Source organism: Variovorax sp. UC122_21, from assembly GCF_044056785.1.
Lineage (GTDB): Bacteria > Pseudomonadota > Gammaproteobacteria > Burkholderiales > Burkholderiaceae_C > Variovorax.
In genome coordinates this window covers 390,717-405,983 of sequence record NZ_CP172003.1, presented here as the reverse complement: position 1 = coordinate 405,983, position 15,267 = coordinate 390,717, and the positions used below count along the sequence as shown (strand labels likewise).

Here is a 15,267-nt window from a genome sequence, read left to right as displayed (position 1 = left end):
ACTCCGCGCGTGCCTCACAGACGCGCGAGGTAGTCCGTGACCTTGGCCTTCTGCGGCAGGATCTTGCGCTCCGACAGCCAGTCGGAGGCCTTCTGGAATTCCTGGATGAACTTCGCGTCCTGCACGCCGCGCACGTCCCAGCGGCGCTTGAGCTTGACCAGGGTGTCGCGCACCGCGTCGCTGTAGCCGGCGTCCTGCTGGTTCAGCGTCTCGGCTTCCACCGGATGCTCGCTGATCCACTTCGCCTCGGCCGCATAGGCCGCGTTCACGGCGCGCACGATGGCCACGTTCTCCTCGGCGAACTTGCGGTGCGTGACGTAGGAATTGAAGTCGATCAGGAAGTCGAGGTCGCGGCCCTCGAAGAAGACGTCGTGCGCCTTGTACTCGGTGCGCGCGATGTCCACGCCCGGACTCCACATCGACCAGGCGTCGATCTTGCCCTGCGCGAAGGCCGGGCCGGCGTCGGGCGGATTGAGGTAGACGAACTTGACCTTGCTGCGGTCGATGTTGTGCTTCTCGAGCGCGGCCACGAGCAGGAACTCGCCGAGGCCCGAGCGGTTGACCGCGACCGACTTGCCCACCAGGTCCTGCACCTTGTCGATGCCCGAGCCGTCCTTGGCGATGATCGCGGTGCTGCGCGGCTCGACGATGGCGAACTGCGTGAACACCAGCGGCGAGCCCGCGAGCATGGCGGCCAGCGCGGGCGTGGTGCTGCCGCCGAAGCCGAAGTCGGCGCTGCCGCCGGTCACGGCCTGCAGCGAGGGCGCATGGTTGGGGAAGGGGCCGATCCACTGCACCTTGATGCCGTCCCTGGCGAGCAGCTTCTCGAACTCGCCGCGGTTCTTCGCCAGCGCGGGCAGGCCGCCGCGGCCCCAGGTGAGGCGCACGGTGTCGGTGTTGCGCGTGGCCTTGGCCGGGCCGGTGGCCTGCGCCTGGACCAGGCCCGTGGCCAGGGCGCCGGCGCCGACGACGGCGGTCTGCAGGAAGCTGCGGCGCGAGGCCGGGGAGAACGAGGAGGTCATGGAGAGAGAAGGCCGGTGAAGAAAGGAAAACGAAAAGAGGTTCAGGCGGGCACGCTGTCGGCCGCCACGCCGAGCTCGGCCAGCAACGCCTCGCGCAGCGCCGTCGCATCGGGATGCGTGCGCCTGGCATTGGCCTCGGGCGACACGGCGTATTCGCTCGCGATCGCGCCGTCGCGCATCACGAGCACGCGGTCGGCCAGCGCCACCGCCTCGTCGACGTCGTGCGTGACCAGCAGCACGCCGGGCCGGTGGCGGCGCACGAGTTCCTTCACCAGGCCATGCATGCGGATGCGCGTGAGCGCGTCGAGCGCGGCGAAGGGCTCGTCGAGCAGCAGCAGCCGGGGCTCGCGCACCAGCGCGCGCGCCAGCGCCACGCGCTGCGCCTGGCCGCCCGAGAGGTTGCGCGGCCAGTCGTCGAGCCGGTCGCCGAGGCCCACCTCGGCCAGCGCGGCCTGCGCCAGCGCCTTGCCGGTGGCCTCGTCGAGGCCCAGCGAGACATTGCGCCAGAGAGAATCCCACGGCAGCAGCCGGTGTTCCTGGAACACCACCGCGGGCTGGCGTGGTCCGTCGATGCGCCCGCCGTCGATGGCATCGAGGCCGGCGAGCGCGCGCAGCAGCGTGGTCTTGCCGCAGCCGCTCTCGCCGAGCAGCGCGACGAATTCGCCGCGTGCGATGCGCAGGTCGAGCCCGCCGATCACGGTGCGCTCGCCATAGCGGCGCTGCAGGCCGTGCACGACGACGGCGGGCGCCTCGGGTTGCGATGGCTGCGCGCTCATCGCCGTTCCCCCGCCGCATAGTTGGGATGCCAGGCCAGCAGCCGGCGTTCGAGCAGCCGGGCCACCGCATCCGAGGCCACGCCGATGGTGGCGTAGACCACGATGGTCAGCACGATCACGTCGGTGCGCAGGAACTCGCGCGCATCCATCGCGAGGTAGCCGATGCCCGAGCTGGTGGCGATGGTCTCGGCGATCACCAGCGCGAGCCAGGCCACCGCGAGCGCGTAGCGCACGCCCGCGAGGATCGAGGGCAGCGCGCCCGGCAGCACGATGCGACGGATCAGCGTCGCGTTGCTCAGGCCCGTCACGCGGCCGAGTTCGAGCAGCTTGGGGTCGACCTGCCGGATGCCCAGCACGGTGTTGATGTAGATCGGGAACATCACGCCCAGCGACACCAGGAAGATCTTGCCGCCCTCGTCCACGCCGAACCAGACGATCACCAGCGGCAGCATCGCGAGGAAGGGAATGGCGCGGATCATCTGGATGCTGCGGTCGAACAGCGCCTCGGCCAGCCGCGAGAAGCCCACCACCGTGCCGAGCGCGAAGCCGATCGAGCCGCCGATCACGAAGCCGGTGGCCGCGCGCCAGCAGGCTGGTGCCCATGTCGCTGATCAGCCGCCCTTCCTGGATCAGGCCCCAGGCCGTGGCCGCCACCTTGCTGGGCGCGGGCAGCACGTGGATCGAGAGGTAGCCGGCCCGCGCCGCCAGCTCCCACACCACCAGCACCAGGGCCGGCACCAGCCAGGAGATCAGCAGCAGCTGGTTGCGCGACAGCAGGCGCGGCGCGCGGCGCGGCGGCGATGGCTTGGCGGCCGGCTCGACGGCAGCGGGTGCCGTGGGCAGCGGAAGGTTGTCGAAGACATGAGACATCGAGGCGAGGCTTTCCATGAGGGTCCCCGTGAGTCGGGAGCCGGCGCAGGCTAGCGTGCGCCCACCTGCGGGCCAAAGAACAAAAACGGATCAACGTATGCGGATTCCGTGCTTGCATTGCGCGCCCGAGGGCCAAGACTGGGGGCGCCCGTCCCCGAGGCAGCGTGTCTGCCTGTTGGTAACCCCACGCCGCGAGGCGGTTTATTCTTCGCGCCATGACCCTGCTGCTCGACACCACCTTCCCCCGCACGCTGGTGCAACTGGTCGAACGCTTTGGCGCCCACCCGGTCACGCGCATCGAAGCCTGGCTGTTCGAGGACGCGCCCATGCGCCGGGCCGCCGAGCAGGCGCTCGCCGCGGCGGGCGTGCAGGCGGTGCTGCGCAGCGCCTACAAGCCACTCGTGCATTTCTTTCTCGAGGAGTTCGAGGGCGATGGGGCGACGTCGATCGAGGTCCGCACGCCTGCGGGCCAGGGCCAGCGCTTTCGCCTCGAGGCCTATCCGCTGGCCGGCCTGCTCGGCGAGGGCGTCGCGCTGCGTTTCGCCGAAGGCGAGTTGCCCGGCGAGCACCTCGTGACCGCCGGCGAACGGCAGTGGCGCGTGTTCGCGCCCAACGACGCCACCGCCTCGCCCTGCGGCTGGCTGCGGGTCTGGGACGGCGACGCGCTGGTGCACGACGCCGCGCTGCCCACCGAGTTCGAGGTCGCCTGCGCGGCCGCGCTCGACGCGGTGCGCGGCCATGCCTGGAGCTCCACGCTGCCGCTGTTCGACACGCTCGAGATCGCGATCGCCACCACTGGCATCGAACGCCGGCTGCCTTTCGGCGAGGAGACGATCGACACCTTCGAGGCGCTGCACGAGGACTGCTATTACGGCGCGCTCGAGTTCTTCAAGGCGCGCGCCGGCCTCGACGATGCCGACCGCACGCTGCAGCCCGGCCACATCGTGCCGCTGATCTCGCGCAGCGAGGACGACACGCGGGTCACGGTGCGGCTGGCCGCGCATCGACGTGTCGACCCGCCCGTCGACACCACGCTGGTGCTCGACACCGCCGACCGTTCGCTGGCCCCGGTCGAGGTCGAGGCCGCGATGGAACGCCTGCCCGGCGAGCGCTTCGGCGTGACCTCGTTCCAGGGCCGCCCGGTCGCGGGCCTGCATGTGCGCGGCACGCTGCCGGGCCTGGTGGTCACGGCCGGCCAGCATGCGAACGAGAGCTCGGGCGTGGTCGGTGCCCTGCGCGCGGCACCGCTGCTCAACGCGCTGCCCGGCGCGCACTATGCGCTGGTCGCGCTCGAGAATCCCGACGGCGCGGCGCTGCATCATCGGCTCCAGCAGACCGACCCCACGCACATGGCGCATGCCGCGCGCTACACCGCGCTGGGCGACGACCTCGAGGCGCGCACGAAGCCGCCGTTCGGCGAGAAGGCGCCGCGGCTCGAGGCGATCGCGCGCACCGGCGCGCGCCTGCACCTGAGCCTGCACGGCTATCCGGCGCACGAATGGACGCGCCCGCGCGCCGGCTACGTGCCGCGCGGCAGCGAGCTGTGGACGGTGCCCAAGGGCTTCTTCCTGGTCCTGCGCCAGCACCGCGGCCACGACGGCCTGCGCTTCCTCGATGCGCTCACGAAGGAACTGCTCGCGGGCTCGGCCGAGCTGGCCGCGTTCAATGCGCTCCAGCAGCGCATGTGGCATGCCCACGTCGGCGAGCTGCCGTTCGCGCCCATCAACGGCATCCCCTGCATGGTGATCACCGACGAGCGCTCGACCGTGCCGTTCACGCTGATCAGTGAGTTCCCCGACGAGACCGTGCGCGGCGCGGCCTTCCGGCTCGCGCACACGACGCAGATGCGGACCGTGCTGGCGGCGGCGCGTCTCTACTGGGACGGACTGCTGGATTGAGCGGACGAAGGGAGCAGAGGCGCTCCATGCGCGCTGAGCGAGATAGCTTCTGCGAAAACTTTCGTTAGCCGCGAAGCCCTGAGCTTCGAAGATCGGCGCTGCCCGTGCACGGGCGTTCGCCCGGGCCTGCACGGCCGGCGCCGCGCGCGCCGACTCCTTGTCCTTTCTTCCAGGCGCGGACTCGTCCGCGCGGCTTTCTCACGTTCCTTTCCGTCGTCATGAAGATCTCCCTTGCCCTTGCTTTCTCGCGGCGCGCGCTGCCGCGCATCCTCCAGGCCGGCCTGCTCGCGGCCTGCGGCATGAACCTCGCGCTGGCCGCCGACACGCCGCGCCAGGGCGGCGAGGTGGTCTTCGGCGTCACCACCGATCCGATCTGCTTCAACCCGCACCGCTCGACGCAGCAGAACTCCTACATCCTGATCCGCAACTACATCGACTCGCTGGTCGCCAAGGGCAAGGGCGGCAAGTTCCTGCCCTGGCTGGCGCAGGAGTGGAGCGTCTCGCCCGACGGCAAGACCTATGCCTTCAAACTCAAGCCGGGCCTGCAGTTCCATGACGGCACGCCGCTCGACGCGGCGGCCGTGAAGTTCAACTTCGACTTCGTGCGCGACACCAAGAACACCAACGCCGCCGGCGAACTGCTCAAGGCGGTGGAGCGCGTGCAGGTGGTGTCGGCCAGCGAAGTGCGGCTGCAACTGGCCCGGCCCGACTCGGGCCTGCTCGAATCGATCGCCAGCGTGCGGCTGGGCCTGATCTCGCCGAAGTCGCTGCAGTCGGGCGACGACCTGTGCGGCGGCGGCCCGGCCATCGCGGGCAGCGGCCCGTTCCTGTTCCAGAACTACGTGCGCGGCCAGTCGGCCGGCTTCGCGCGCAACCCGCGCTACCAGTGGGCGCCCGGCTATGCGGCGCACCAGGGACCGGCCTGGCTGGACCGCGTGACGGTGCGCTTCCTGCCCGAGTACGCTGTGCGCGCGGGCGCGCTGAGCTCGGGCCAGGTCGACGTGATCGAGGGCGTGCAGCCCACCGACGTGGGCCTGTTCAAGGACCAGCCGGGCTTCCAGTTCCTGGTCGGCCCGGCGGGCGCGCAGACCTCGTTCACGCTCAACATCAATTACACGATCCCGCCGGCCACCGACGTGCGCGTGCGCCGCGCGCTGCGCGACGGCGCCGACATCGACGCGCTGGTCAAGAGCGTCTATCGCGGCACCTACCGCCGCGCCTGGTCGAACATCGGCCCCGACAGCTTCTTCTACAACAAGGCGCTCGAAGGCAGCTGGGGCAACAACCCGGCCGCGGCCAACAAGCTGCTCGACGAAGCGGGCTGGACCGGCCGCGACGCCGAGGGCTTCCGCACCAAGGACGGCCAGCGCCTGACCATCGAGGTCGGCTATCCGCAGCCCTTCGTGCGCGACAACCGCGACGTGCTGATCCAGGGCCTGCAGGCGCAGCTGCGCAAGAACCTGGGCTTCGACCTGCGGCTGCGCTTCGTCACCGGCGGCGAGTGGGCGCAGCAACTGCAGAAGGGCTCGTGGAGCATCTATCCCAACACCTATCTGCCGGCCGACGCGGCGCAGGAGCTGCAGGGCAACATCGGCGAGAGCGGCTTCATCCGCGCGGTGGCCGACAAGGGCGACAAGACGCTGTTCGGCTACATCAACGACGCGCTGGCCTCGACCAACCTCAACGAGAAGAAGAAGCTGGTCGACGCGGCGCAGCGCCACGCGGTGGACCAGGGCATCATCGTGCCGCTGTTCTCGGCCAACTACCAGCTCGCGGCCAAGAGCCGGGTGCGCGGCCTGTCGTTCGAGACGCAGCTCGACTCGCCGTCGAACTTCCACGACGTGTGGCTGTCGGAGCGCTGAGCCGGTCATGTGGCGACTGGTGATCTCGCGGCTGGGTGCCGGCCTGCTGGTGGCGTGGGGCAGCGCCACCGCGGCCTTCCTGGCCCTGCATGCGCTGCCGGGCCGGGTCGAGGACATCCTGGCCGGCGACCTCGACTACCCGGGCCTGCGCGAGGCCATCGCGGCCGAGTGGGGACTCGACCGCCCGCTGTGGGAGCAGTACCTGGGCTTCCTGGCGCGCATCGCCAGCGGCGACTTCGGCACCTCGTACGAACTGCGCCAGCCGGTGGCGCGCGTGGTGATGGCGCAGCTGTGGCCCACGGTCGAGCTCGCGCTCGCGGCCGGCGTGCTGGCGCTGCTGTTCGCGGTGGTGGTGGCCACGCTGACCTCGGGCCGCGGACGCTTCGCGCGCGCGGCGGCCTCCACGCTGGAGCTGGTGTTCGCCTCCACGCCGGTGTTCTGGCTCGGCATCCTGCTGCTGATGGCTTTCTCGTTCACGCTGCGCTGGTTCCCGGTCTCGGGCGCGGCCGACTGGCGCGCGCTGGTGCTGCCGGCGACCGCGCTGGCGCTGCCGACCGCGGGCCTGCTGGCGCAGGTGCTGCGCGAGGCGATGGAGCGCGCGCTCGAGCAGCCCTTCGTGGTCACGGTGCGCGCGCGCGGCCTGGGCGAGCTGCGGCTGCGCCTGCGGCACGTGCTGCGCCATGCGGCGCTGCCGGTGGTCACGCTCGGCGGCTGGATCATCGGCGGCCTGCTCGGCGGCGCCGTCATCACCGAGAAGGTGTTCGGCCGTCCCGGCCTGGGCACGGTCACGCTCAACGCGGTGCTGAGCCAGGACGCGCCCGTGGTGCTCGCGGTGGTGCTGCTGGCGGCCTTCATCCATGTCGCGGCGTCCACCCTGCTGGACCTGCTCTATGCACTGATCGACCCGAGGCTCAAGGCATCATGACTTCCGCATCCGATACCGTCGCGCTGCCCGCGGGCAGCGCTCCCGCCGTCGAGCGCGCCGCGCCGGCGCCTGCCGCCGCTCGCGGTGCTGCTGTCGGCGCTGTTCGTCGCGCTGCTGGTGATCGCCACCGTCGCGCCGCGCTGGCTGGCACCGCTCGATCCGCTCGAGGGCGACTTCCTTGCGGTGCTGCAGCCGCCGGGCGCCGAGCATCCCTTCGGCACCGACCGGCTCGGCCGCGACGTGCTGTCGCGCACCGTGCATGGCGCGCGCTACTCGCTGTTCATCGGCATCGGCGGCACCGCGATCTCGGTGCTGGCCGGCGTGCTGCTGGGCCTGGTGGCGGGTCAGAAGCAATGGCTGCTCGACGAGGGGCTGTCGCGGCTGTTCGACGTGATCTCGTCCTTTCCGGGCGTGCTGCTGGCGATGCTGGTGGTGGTGTTCCTGGGCCCGGGGCTGGCCAACATCGCGCTCGCGGTCGGCATCGCGGGCATTCCGAAGTTCGCGCGCGTGGTGCGCGCGCAGACGCGCATCGTGCGCCAGGCCGACTACGTGACCCATGCCTACATCTACGGCCGCAGCCGCGCCCAGGTGTTCTTCGGCCACCTGCTGCCCAACGTGCTGGTGGCGGTGCCGGTGACCGCCACCGTCTACGTGGGATCGACCGTGCTCGCGGCCTCGGGCCTGAGCTTCCTGGGCCTCGGCCCGCAGCCGCCCACGCCCGAGTGGGGCGTGATGCTGGCCGAGAGCCGCGACGTGCTGCGCGTGGCCTGGTGGCCCGGCGTGTTCCCGGGCGCGGCCATCACGCTCACGGTGATCTCGTTCACCGTGCTCGGCCACCATCTGCAGCGGCGCTTCGAGGGGAGGCTGGCATGAGCGATGTTCCGCTGGTCGATGTGGAAGGCCTCACGGTCCGCTTCGACACGCCCGCGGGCGAGCGCACCGTGGTCGAGGCGCTCGACCTGCGCATCGCGCGCGGCGAATGCGTGGCGCTGGTCGGCGAGTCGGGCTCGGGCAAGAGCGTGACCGCGCGCAGCCTGCTCGCGCTCGCGGGGCCGGGCGCGCGCGTGAATGCGCGCAAATTCCTGATCGACGGGCGCGACGCGAACCGCTTCGATGCCACCGACTGGCGCCGCCTGCGCGGCACCTTCGCGGGGCTGGTGATGCAGGACGCGCTGGTGTCGCTCGATCCGCTGCGCCCCATCGGCCGCGAGGTCGGCGAGGTGCTCGAGCACCACGGCCTGCTGCGCGGCCGCACCGCGGTGCGCCAGCGCGTGCTGGAAACGCTCGCGCGCGTGGGCATGCCCGATCCCGAACGCCGCATCGGCCAGTACGCGCACCAGCTCTCGGGCGGGTTGCGCCAGCGCGCGCTGATCGCGGCCGCCATCGCGGGCCTGCCGCCGCTGATCGTGGCCGACGAGCCCACCACCGCGCTCGACGCGGCGCTGCAGAAGCAGGTGATCGAGGTGCTGGCGCGGCGCGTGCGCGACGAAGGCTCCGGCCTGCTGCTGATCAGCCACGACCTGTCGGCGGTGGCGGGCATCGCCGACCGCGTGCTCGTGATGCGCCATGGCCGCGTGCTCGAGCAAGGCCCGGTGCGCGACGTGCTGTCGAGCCCGCGCCATGGCTACACCCGGCAGCTGATCGCGGCCGTGCCCTCGACCTCCTCGCGCGGCAGCCGGCTGTCGTCGGCGCGCTTCGAGGCGGCGGGCGCGGGCCCCGAGGCGCGGCTGCGCATCGTGCGCGAGCCGCTGCCGCCGCGCGCACCGGTGCCGGCCGCGCAGGCGCCGGTGCTCGAGGTCCAGGGCATCGGCAAGCGCTTCGCGGCGCGGCGCGGGCTGGGTCCGCGCGAGGACTTCGTGGCGCTCGAGGACCTGTCGTTCTCGATCGCGGCCGGCGAGGTGCTCGGCCTGGTCGGCGAATCGGGCTCGGGCAAGTCCACCTGCGCCAAGATCGTGCTCGGACTGCTCGAGCCCGACGCGGGCACGGTGCGGCTGCTGGGCCAGCCGTGGTCGGGCATCTCCGAGGCCGCGCGCCGACCGCTGCGGCCGCAGCTGCAGTACATCCCGCAGGATCCGCTGAGCAGCTTCGATCCGCGCTACCGCGTGTCGCAGGTGATCGCCGAGAACCTGCAGGGCCTGCCGCGCGCCGAGGTGGGCGCGCGCATCGCGGCGCTGCTGCAGCAGGTGGGCCTGGCGCCCGAGCTGGCCGAGCGCTTTCCGCGTTCGCTCTCGGGCGGCCAGCGCCAGCGCGTGGCGATCGCGCGCGCGCTCGCGGCGCAGCCCGCGCTGATCGTCTGCGACGAACCGGTGTCGGCGCTCGACGTCTCGGTGCAGGCCCAGGTCATCGACCTGATCGCCGAGCTGCAGTCGCGGCTGGGCACGGCGCTGCTGTTCATCTCGCACGACATCAACCTCGTGCGCCACGTGGCCGACCGCGTGCTGGTGCTCAACCGCGGCCGGCTGGTCGAGCAGGGACCGGTGGAGGAGGTGCTGTCGCGGCCCGCGCATGAGTACACGCGTTCGCTGCTGGCCGCGGTGCCCGAGCCGCTGGCCGCCTGACACTGGAGTGCGTCCAACAACCGTTCACGCTGAGCTTGTCGAAGCGCCGCGCAAGGCTTCGATCCTTCGACAAGCTCAGGACAGGCCAGGCTCGGCCCGAACGGTTTGTTTTCAACGGCACTCAGGCCAGCACATCCACCGTCAGGAATTTCGCGAAGCGCGCCGGATCGGTGCTTTTCTTGAGCACCCCCACCTGCTTGAGATCGACCGCATAGCTCTCGATCTCCTTCGCGAGGTCGAAGCGCCTGGCGTGGTGCGTGTAGCCGATGGTCGAGAGGATGCTGCCGAGGTCCTGCTGCGCCACCTTCGGGAACAGCTTGCTCACCGCGCGACCGGCCTCGTTGGGGTTCTCGGCGATGAAGTCCGCGGCCTGGTGCAGTGCGCGCACCACGGCCGCCACCTGCTGCGGATTGCGCTTCACCAGTTCGCCGCGCGCCGCGACGATGCAGCACAGCCGGTCCTTGAAGTCGCCCTTGAGGATGTTGGCGATCTCGAGGTAGGCGCCGGGATTGCGCTTCTCATCAGGTAGAGGTTCGGGTCCGAGTCGGCGATGACGTCGATCTCGCCCTTCTTCTGCGCGATGTCGAGCTGGTCGGCCGGGAACACGCGCCACTGCACGTCCTGGTCGGGGGTTCACGCCGCGCCGCGCCAGCGCGGTCGAGAAGAACTGGCGCCCATAGCCCGCGGGACTCGAGACGCCGATGGTCTTGCCCTTCACGGCCTCGATGCTCGCGATGCCCGAGGTTTTGGGCGCGAGCACGCGGATGCAGCCCGCATGCGCGGTGCCGACCACCTTCACGTCGAAGCCCGCTTCCAGCGGCTTGAGCCAGGCATGGATCAGGCCCAGCGAGATGTCGGCCTTGCCGGTGGCGATCGATTCGAGCACCTGGTCGACCGCGCCCGCGAAATTGATGATCTCCACCTTCACGTTGTTCTTCGTGAAGTAACCGAGCTCGTTGGCGACCACGATCGGGCTCAGGCACAGGCCGGTGCCGGTCCACGACAGCGTGATCGGCTTGTCGTTGTCGGCGCCCCAGGCACGGCGGCCCAGCAGGCCGAGGCCGGCGGCGCCGAGCGCGGCGGCGGCACCGCGCACCAGCGTGCGGCGGCTCGGCGGAAGCGGGAGGGAAGGCAGCGAAGCGGTCATCGAAGGAACTCCAGGCAGGGTGACATGCGAAGCCGTCGACCGTATCGGCGGCCCCGCGCCACGGCAACTTCGGAATGCGCATGTGCAAGCGCGCCGCCAGTGCGCGGCGCGGATCGATCCGCGCCTTCGTCGCGCAGCGAGATTGCTTGTGCGAAAACTTTCCTTTTCCGCCATGGCATGGCCTTCGAAGATCGGCCGCAGCAAAAAACCGGCAACCGAAAAGAGAAAGTCATGCACACACGCAGTGTTCTTCGCGCCCTCGGCGCACTCGTCCTCGCCTCGACCGCGCTCTGGTCTCAGACCGCGGCCCTCGCCCAATCGCCGACCCCTGCGCGTGGGCGTGCGCGGCGGCGTCGACGAGGAGATCTGGGAAGTGGTCACCAAGGTCGCCAGGCGCAACGGCCTCGAGGTCAAGCCGGTGGTCATCACCGGCTCGGCCAGCCCCAACGAGGCGCTCAACAACGGCGACCTCGAGGCCAACTCGTTCCAGCACATTCCCTTCCTCAACGACCAGGTCAAGCAGCGCGGCTACAAGCTGGTCAGCGTGGGCAACACCTACATCTCGCCGATCGCCTTCTATTCGAAGAAGCACAAGGCCTTCAAGGACCTGCCCGACGGCGCCAAGCTTGGCATCCCCGACGACCCGAGCAACCAGACGCGCGCGCTGGTCGTGTTGCGCGACCAGGGTGTGCTCACCCTGCGCGAGGGCTTCGATCCCTTCAAGGGCACCGCCACGCTGGCCGACATCACCGGCTACAGGAAGAAGGTGCAGCTGGTGGAGGCCGCCTCGGTGGTGCTCGCGCGCTCGCTCGAGGACGTGGACGCCTCGGCCATCGTCAACACCTTCGCCTACCAGGCCGGCCTGATCGCCACACGCGACGGCCTCGCGGTCGAGAAGAAGGAGAACAACCCCTACGTCAACATCATCGTGGTGCGCGAGAAGGACAAGAACGCGGCCTGGGTCAAGCCGCTGGTCCAGGCCTACCAATCGGAGGAAGTGCGCCAGTTCATCCAGACGCGGTACCAGGGTTCGGTACTGCCCGTGTTCTGAGCGCCGCGGCAACCCCGGCATCGGCGCCGGCACCGGCGCCGGCCCACATCGTCTTCGAGCAGGTCTCCAAGAGTTACTCGGGCGCGGCCGGCACGGTGGCGGCGCTCGAGGCGGTCTCGTTCGCCGTCGAGCGCGGCGAGGTCTTCGGCATCATCGGACGCAGCGGCGCGGGAAAGTCCACGCTGCTGCGCACCATCAATGCGCTCGAGGCCGCGAGCGGCGGCACGGTGCGTGTCGACGGCGTGGACGTGGGCGGCCTCGACGAGGACGGCCTGGTCGCGCTGCGCCGGCGCATCGGCATGATCTTCCAGCACTTCAACCTGCTGTCGGCCAAGACCGTGCGCGACAACGTCGCGCTGCCGCTCAAGGTGGCGGGCGTGGAACCGCGGCGCATCCGCGAGCGCGTGGACGAGCTGCTCGAGCTCGTGGGCCTGGCCGACAAGGCCGATGCCTGGCCGGCGCAGCTCTCGGGCGGGCAGAAGCAGCGCGTGGGCATCGCGCGCGCGCTGGTGCACCGGCCGCAGATCCTGCTGTGCGACGAGGCGACCTCGGCGCTCGATCCCGAGACCACGCAGTCGATCCTCGCGCTGCTGCGCGACATCAACCGGCGCTTCGGCCTCACGGTGGTGCTGATCACGCACGACATGGCCGTGATCCGCGAGGTCTGCGACCGCGTGCTGGTGCTCGACCGCGGCCGCCTCGTCGAGCTCGGCGAGGTGTGGCGCGTGTTCGGCAAGCCGCAGGCCGAGGCCACGCGCGCGCTGCTGCAGCCGCTGCTGCACGACCTGCCGCCCGACCTGGCGGCGGCGCTGGTGCCGGAGCCCGAAGGCCTCGAAGGCATCCCGGGCCGGCCGGCCCTGCGGGTGCTGAGCCTGGGCTTCGACGGCGCCGCGCGGCCGCGGGGCCTGCCCTTCGAGGCGCTGGCCGCGCTCGGCCCGGGCGCGACCTGGCTGCACGGCGGGCTCGACCGCATCCGCGGCCATGCGCAGGGCCGGCTGCTGGTGGCCGTGCCGGTGGGCGCTGACCCTTCATTCGACATCGAAGCCGCGCGCCTGGCGCTCGCGGCCGACCGCATCGAGGTCCTGGGCTATGTCCACGCCGCAGATTGACAAGTACGTCCAGGCCTTCTTCCAGACGCTGCTGATGGTGGGCGTCTCGGCCTTCATCGCGATCGCGCTGGGGCTGGTGCTCGCGGTGGTGCTCACGGTGACGGCGCCGCGCAACCTCTATCCGCGGCCACGCTTCCACAAGGCGCTGTCGATCGCGGTGAACGTCTGCCGCGCGATCCCTTTCATCATCCTGCTGATCGCGCTGCTGCCGGTCACGCGCTTCGTGGTCGGCACCACGCTCGGCACCTGGGCCGCAGTGGTGCCGCTGGCGGCCAACCTGATCCCGTTCTATGCGCGTATCGCGCAGGTCAGCCTCAATGACGTCGACGCGGGCCTGGTCGAGGCCGCGCGCGCCATGGGCTGCCGGCGCTGGCACATCGTGCGCCACGTGCTGCTGCCCGAGGCGCTGCCCGGGATCATCGGCGGCATGACGGTCAGCGTGATCGCGATGGTCAATGCCTCGGCCATGGCGGGCGCGGTGGGCGCGGGCGGCCTCGGCGACCTGGCGATCCGCTACGGCTACGAGCGCTACGAGACGCGCGTGATGTTCGAGGTGATCGTGATCCTGATCGCGCTGGTGTCGGTGATCCAGTTCGTCGGTGAGTGGCTGGCGCGGCGCGTCGACCACCGGCGCTGAACGCGCGGCGCATATCCATGCTCCGGAATGTTCTAAGCGAACGGGGTCCGGCTCGGCATCATGCGTGCAGCCGCCGCGGCAGGCGTCGCCGTTCTCCGATCCCGCGTTCCGGCCCGCCCCCGCTTTCCGCTTCCTCTTCTCCACCGCAGGCCGCCATCCCGTGTCCTCTTCTTCCCGCTCCCCAGGGCACGCCATCGGCGGCCGATCCCTTCGCCGAGGACTTCGGCGTCTTCACCGAGCAGGTGCTCGCGCTCGCGAACACCCTGGCCGCCAGCGCCGCCGAGCGCGACCGCGCGGGCGGCACGGCGCTGGCCGAACGCGCGCTGCTGCGCCGCAGCGGCCTGCTCGACGCTCGCGATCCCCGCGGCCCATGGCGGCCAGCAGGCGGCCTGGCCGCTGATCTTCCGCATCCTGCGCCGGCTCGCGCAGGCCGACAGCTCGCTCGCGCATCTGTTCGGCTTCCAGCACCTGCAGGTGGCGAGCGTGCTGCTGTTCGGTTCCGAGGCGCAGCAGGCGCGCTTTCTCGGCGAGGCGGTGGAGAAGCGCTGGTTCTGGGGCAATGCCGTGAATGCGCGCGACACCCGGCTGCAGGCGGTGCGCACCGACGACGGCATCGAGATCGACGGCGTGAAGGGCTTCTGCTCGGGCGCCCCGGACTCCGACGTGCTCAACGTCTCGGTGGTGCTCGGCCCCGAGCCCACCGACCGGCTGTTCGCCGTGGTGCCTACCTCGCGCGCGGGCATCACGGTGCTCGGCGACTGGGACAACATGGGCCAGCGCCAGACCGACAGCGGCAACGTCGAGTTCCGGCGCGTGCGCATCGCGCACGACGAGATCCTCGGCCCGCCCGGCGTGGCCTCGAGCCCGCGCGCCACGCTGCGCAACCTGATCGGCCAGATCGTGCTGACCGAGATCTACCTCGGCAATGCCTTCGGCGCGTTGCGCGCGGCCATCGAGCACCTGCGCGCCCACACCCAGCCCTGGCCCATGGCCGGCGTGGAGCGCGCCGAGGACGACCGGCTGCTGCAGCTGCGCGCGGGCGAGATGTGGTCCGCGCTGCAGGCCGCCACCGCGCTGTCGAACCAGGCCAACGAGCGCTTCCAGCAGGCCTGGGAGCAGGGCTTCGCGCTCACGGCCGACAGCCGCGGGGCGCTCGCGATCGACGTGGCCGCGGCGCGCACGCAGGCCGCGCGCACGGCGCTGCACGTCACCTCGCAGATCTTCGAGCTGGTGGGCGCGCGCGGCACCGCCTCGAAGCACAACCTCGACCGCTACTGGCGCAACGTGCGCGTGCACACGCTGCACGACCCGCTCGACTACCGGCACCAGGGCATCGGCGCCTGGCTGCTCGCGGGCGACGTGCCGAATCCCTATGGCTATGGCTGAGCCCTCGCGTTCCGTATTCTTTTTCC

At 71.0% G+C, this 15,267-nt stretch carries 12 protein-coding genes and 1 pseudogene; 9 read left to right on the top strand and 4 right to left on the bottom strand.

The features are described from left to right. Positions 1-14 precede the first annotated feature (14 nt). Genes ACHMXE_RS02030 through ACHMXE_RS02020 form a run of 3 tightly spaced genes read right to left on the bottom strand, consistent with a single transcriptional unit; the run spans position 15 to position 2,364 of the window. Positions 15-1,022, bottom strand: coding sequence for an NrtA/SsuA/CpmA family ABC transporter substrate-binding protein (locus ACHMXE_RS02030; RefSeq protein WP_395346531.1), 1,008 nt, complete (start codon positions 1,020-1,022; stop codon positions 15-17). Positions 1,023-1,063: 41 nt separating this feature from the next. Continuing rightward, a complete protein-coding gene (locus ACHMXE_RS02025; RefSeq protein ID WP_057591211.1) occupies positions 1,064-1,798 on the bottom strand; it encodes an ABC transporter ATP-binding protein in 735 nt (244 codons plus the stop codon). After that, the gene (locus ACHMXE_RS02020) at positions 1,795-2,364 is read right to left on the bottom strand and encodes an ABC transporter permease subunit (RefSeq protein ID WP_395346530.1); all 570 of its coding nucleotides are present in this window, start codon (positions 2,362-2,364) and stop codon (positions 1,795-1,797) included. Before ACHMXE_RS02020 ends, ACHMXE_RS02025 begins: the two co-directional genes overlap by 4 nt. A gap of 519 nt (positions 2,365-2,883) precedes the next feature. On the opposite strand from ACHMXE_RS02020, the gene ACHMXE_RS02015 reads away from it, so the two are divergent. The 5 genes from ACHMXE_RS02015 (at position 2,884) to ACHMXE_RS01995 (ending at position 9,911) form a co-directional block, all read left to right on the top strand. Beyond that, positions 2,884-4,566: a hypothetical protein gene (locus tag ACHMXE_RS02015; RefSeq protein WP_395346529.1), complete on the top strand. Its 1,683-nt coding sequence runs from the start codon at positions 2,884-2,886 to the stop codon at positions 4,564-4,566. Between the two features lie 218 nt (positions 4,567-4,784). Beyond that, positions 4,785-6,428 carry an ABC transporter substrate-binding protein gene (locus ACHMXE_RS02010; RefSeq protein WP_395346528.1) on the top strand — a complete coding sequence of 548 codons (1,644 nt, stop codon included), beginning with the start codon at positions 4,785-4,787 and terminating at the stop codon, positions 6,426-6,428. Positions 6,429-6,435: 7 nt separating this feature from the next. After that, positions 6,436-7,353 (top strand): ABC transporter permease, encoded by a 918-nt coding sequence (locus ACHMXE_RS02005; protein ID WP_093352605.1) that lies wholly within the window; start codon positions 6,436-6,438, stop codon positions 7,351-7,353. 84 nt (positions 7,354-7,437) lie between these two features. Then, entirely contained in the window at positions 7,438-8,226 is a 789-nt protein-coding gene (locus ACHMXE_RS02000; RefSeq protein WP_395346527.1) for an ABC transporter permease, read from the top strand. Continuing rightward, entirely contained in the window at positions 8,223-9,911 is a 1,689-nt protein-coding gene (locus tag ACHMXE_RS01995) for a dipeptide ABC transporter ATP-binding protein (protein WP_395346525.1), read from the top strand. The genes ACHMXE_RS02000 and ACHMXE_RS01995 overlap by 4 nt, the downstream gene beginning before the upstream one ends. 121 nt (positions 9,912-10,032) lie before the next feature. Here ACHMXE_RS01995 and ACHMXE_RS01990 read toward each other — a convergent pair whose 3' ends face one another. Then, the gene (locus ACHMXE_RS01990) at positions 10,033-11,058 is read right to left on the bottom strand and encodes an ABC transporter substrate-binding protein (protein WP_395346524.1); all 1,026 of its coding nucleotides are present in this window, start codon (positions 11,056-11,058) and stop codon (positions 10,033-10,035) included. A 231-nt stretch (positions 11,059-11,289) separates the two neighbouring features. Here ACHMXE_RS01990 and ACHMXE_RS01985 point away from each other — a divergent pair. From ACHMXE_RS01985 to ACHMXE_RS01970, 4 genes and pseudogenes are all read left to right on the top strand, one after another. Then, positions 11,290-12,109, top strand: a pseudogene (locus ACHMXE_RS01985) (MetQ/NlpA family ABC transporter substrate-binding protein). After that, positions 12,106-13,218 (top strand): methionine ABC transporter ATP-binding protein, encoded by a 1,113-nt coding sequence (locus ACHMXE_RS01980; protein ID WP_395347403.1) that lies wholly within the window; start codon positions 12,106-12,108, stop codon positions 13,216-13,218. The pseudogene ACHMXE_RS01985 and the gene ACHMXE_RS01980 overlap by 4 nt, the downstream one beginning before the upstream one ends. Then, positions 13,199-13,855, top strand: a complete 657-nt coding sequence (locus ACHMXE_RS01975) for a methionine ABC transporter permease (protein WP_395346523.1) — start codon at positions 13,199-13,201, stop codon at positions 13,853-13,855. The genes ACHMXE_RS01980 and ACHMXE_RS01975 overlap by 20 nt, the downstream gene beginning before the upstream one ends. 60 nt (positions 13,856-13,915) lie before the next feature. Next, the gene (locus tag ACHMXE_RS01970) at positions 13,916-15,241 is read left to right on the top strand and encodes an acyl-CoA dehydrogenase family protein (RefSeq protein WP_395346522.1); all 1,326 of its coding nucleotides are present in this window, start codon (positions 13,916-13,918) and stop codon (positions 15,239-15,241) included. The last annotated feature ends 26 nt before the right edge of the window (positions 15,242-15,267 follow it).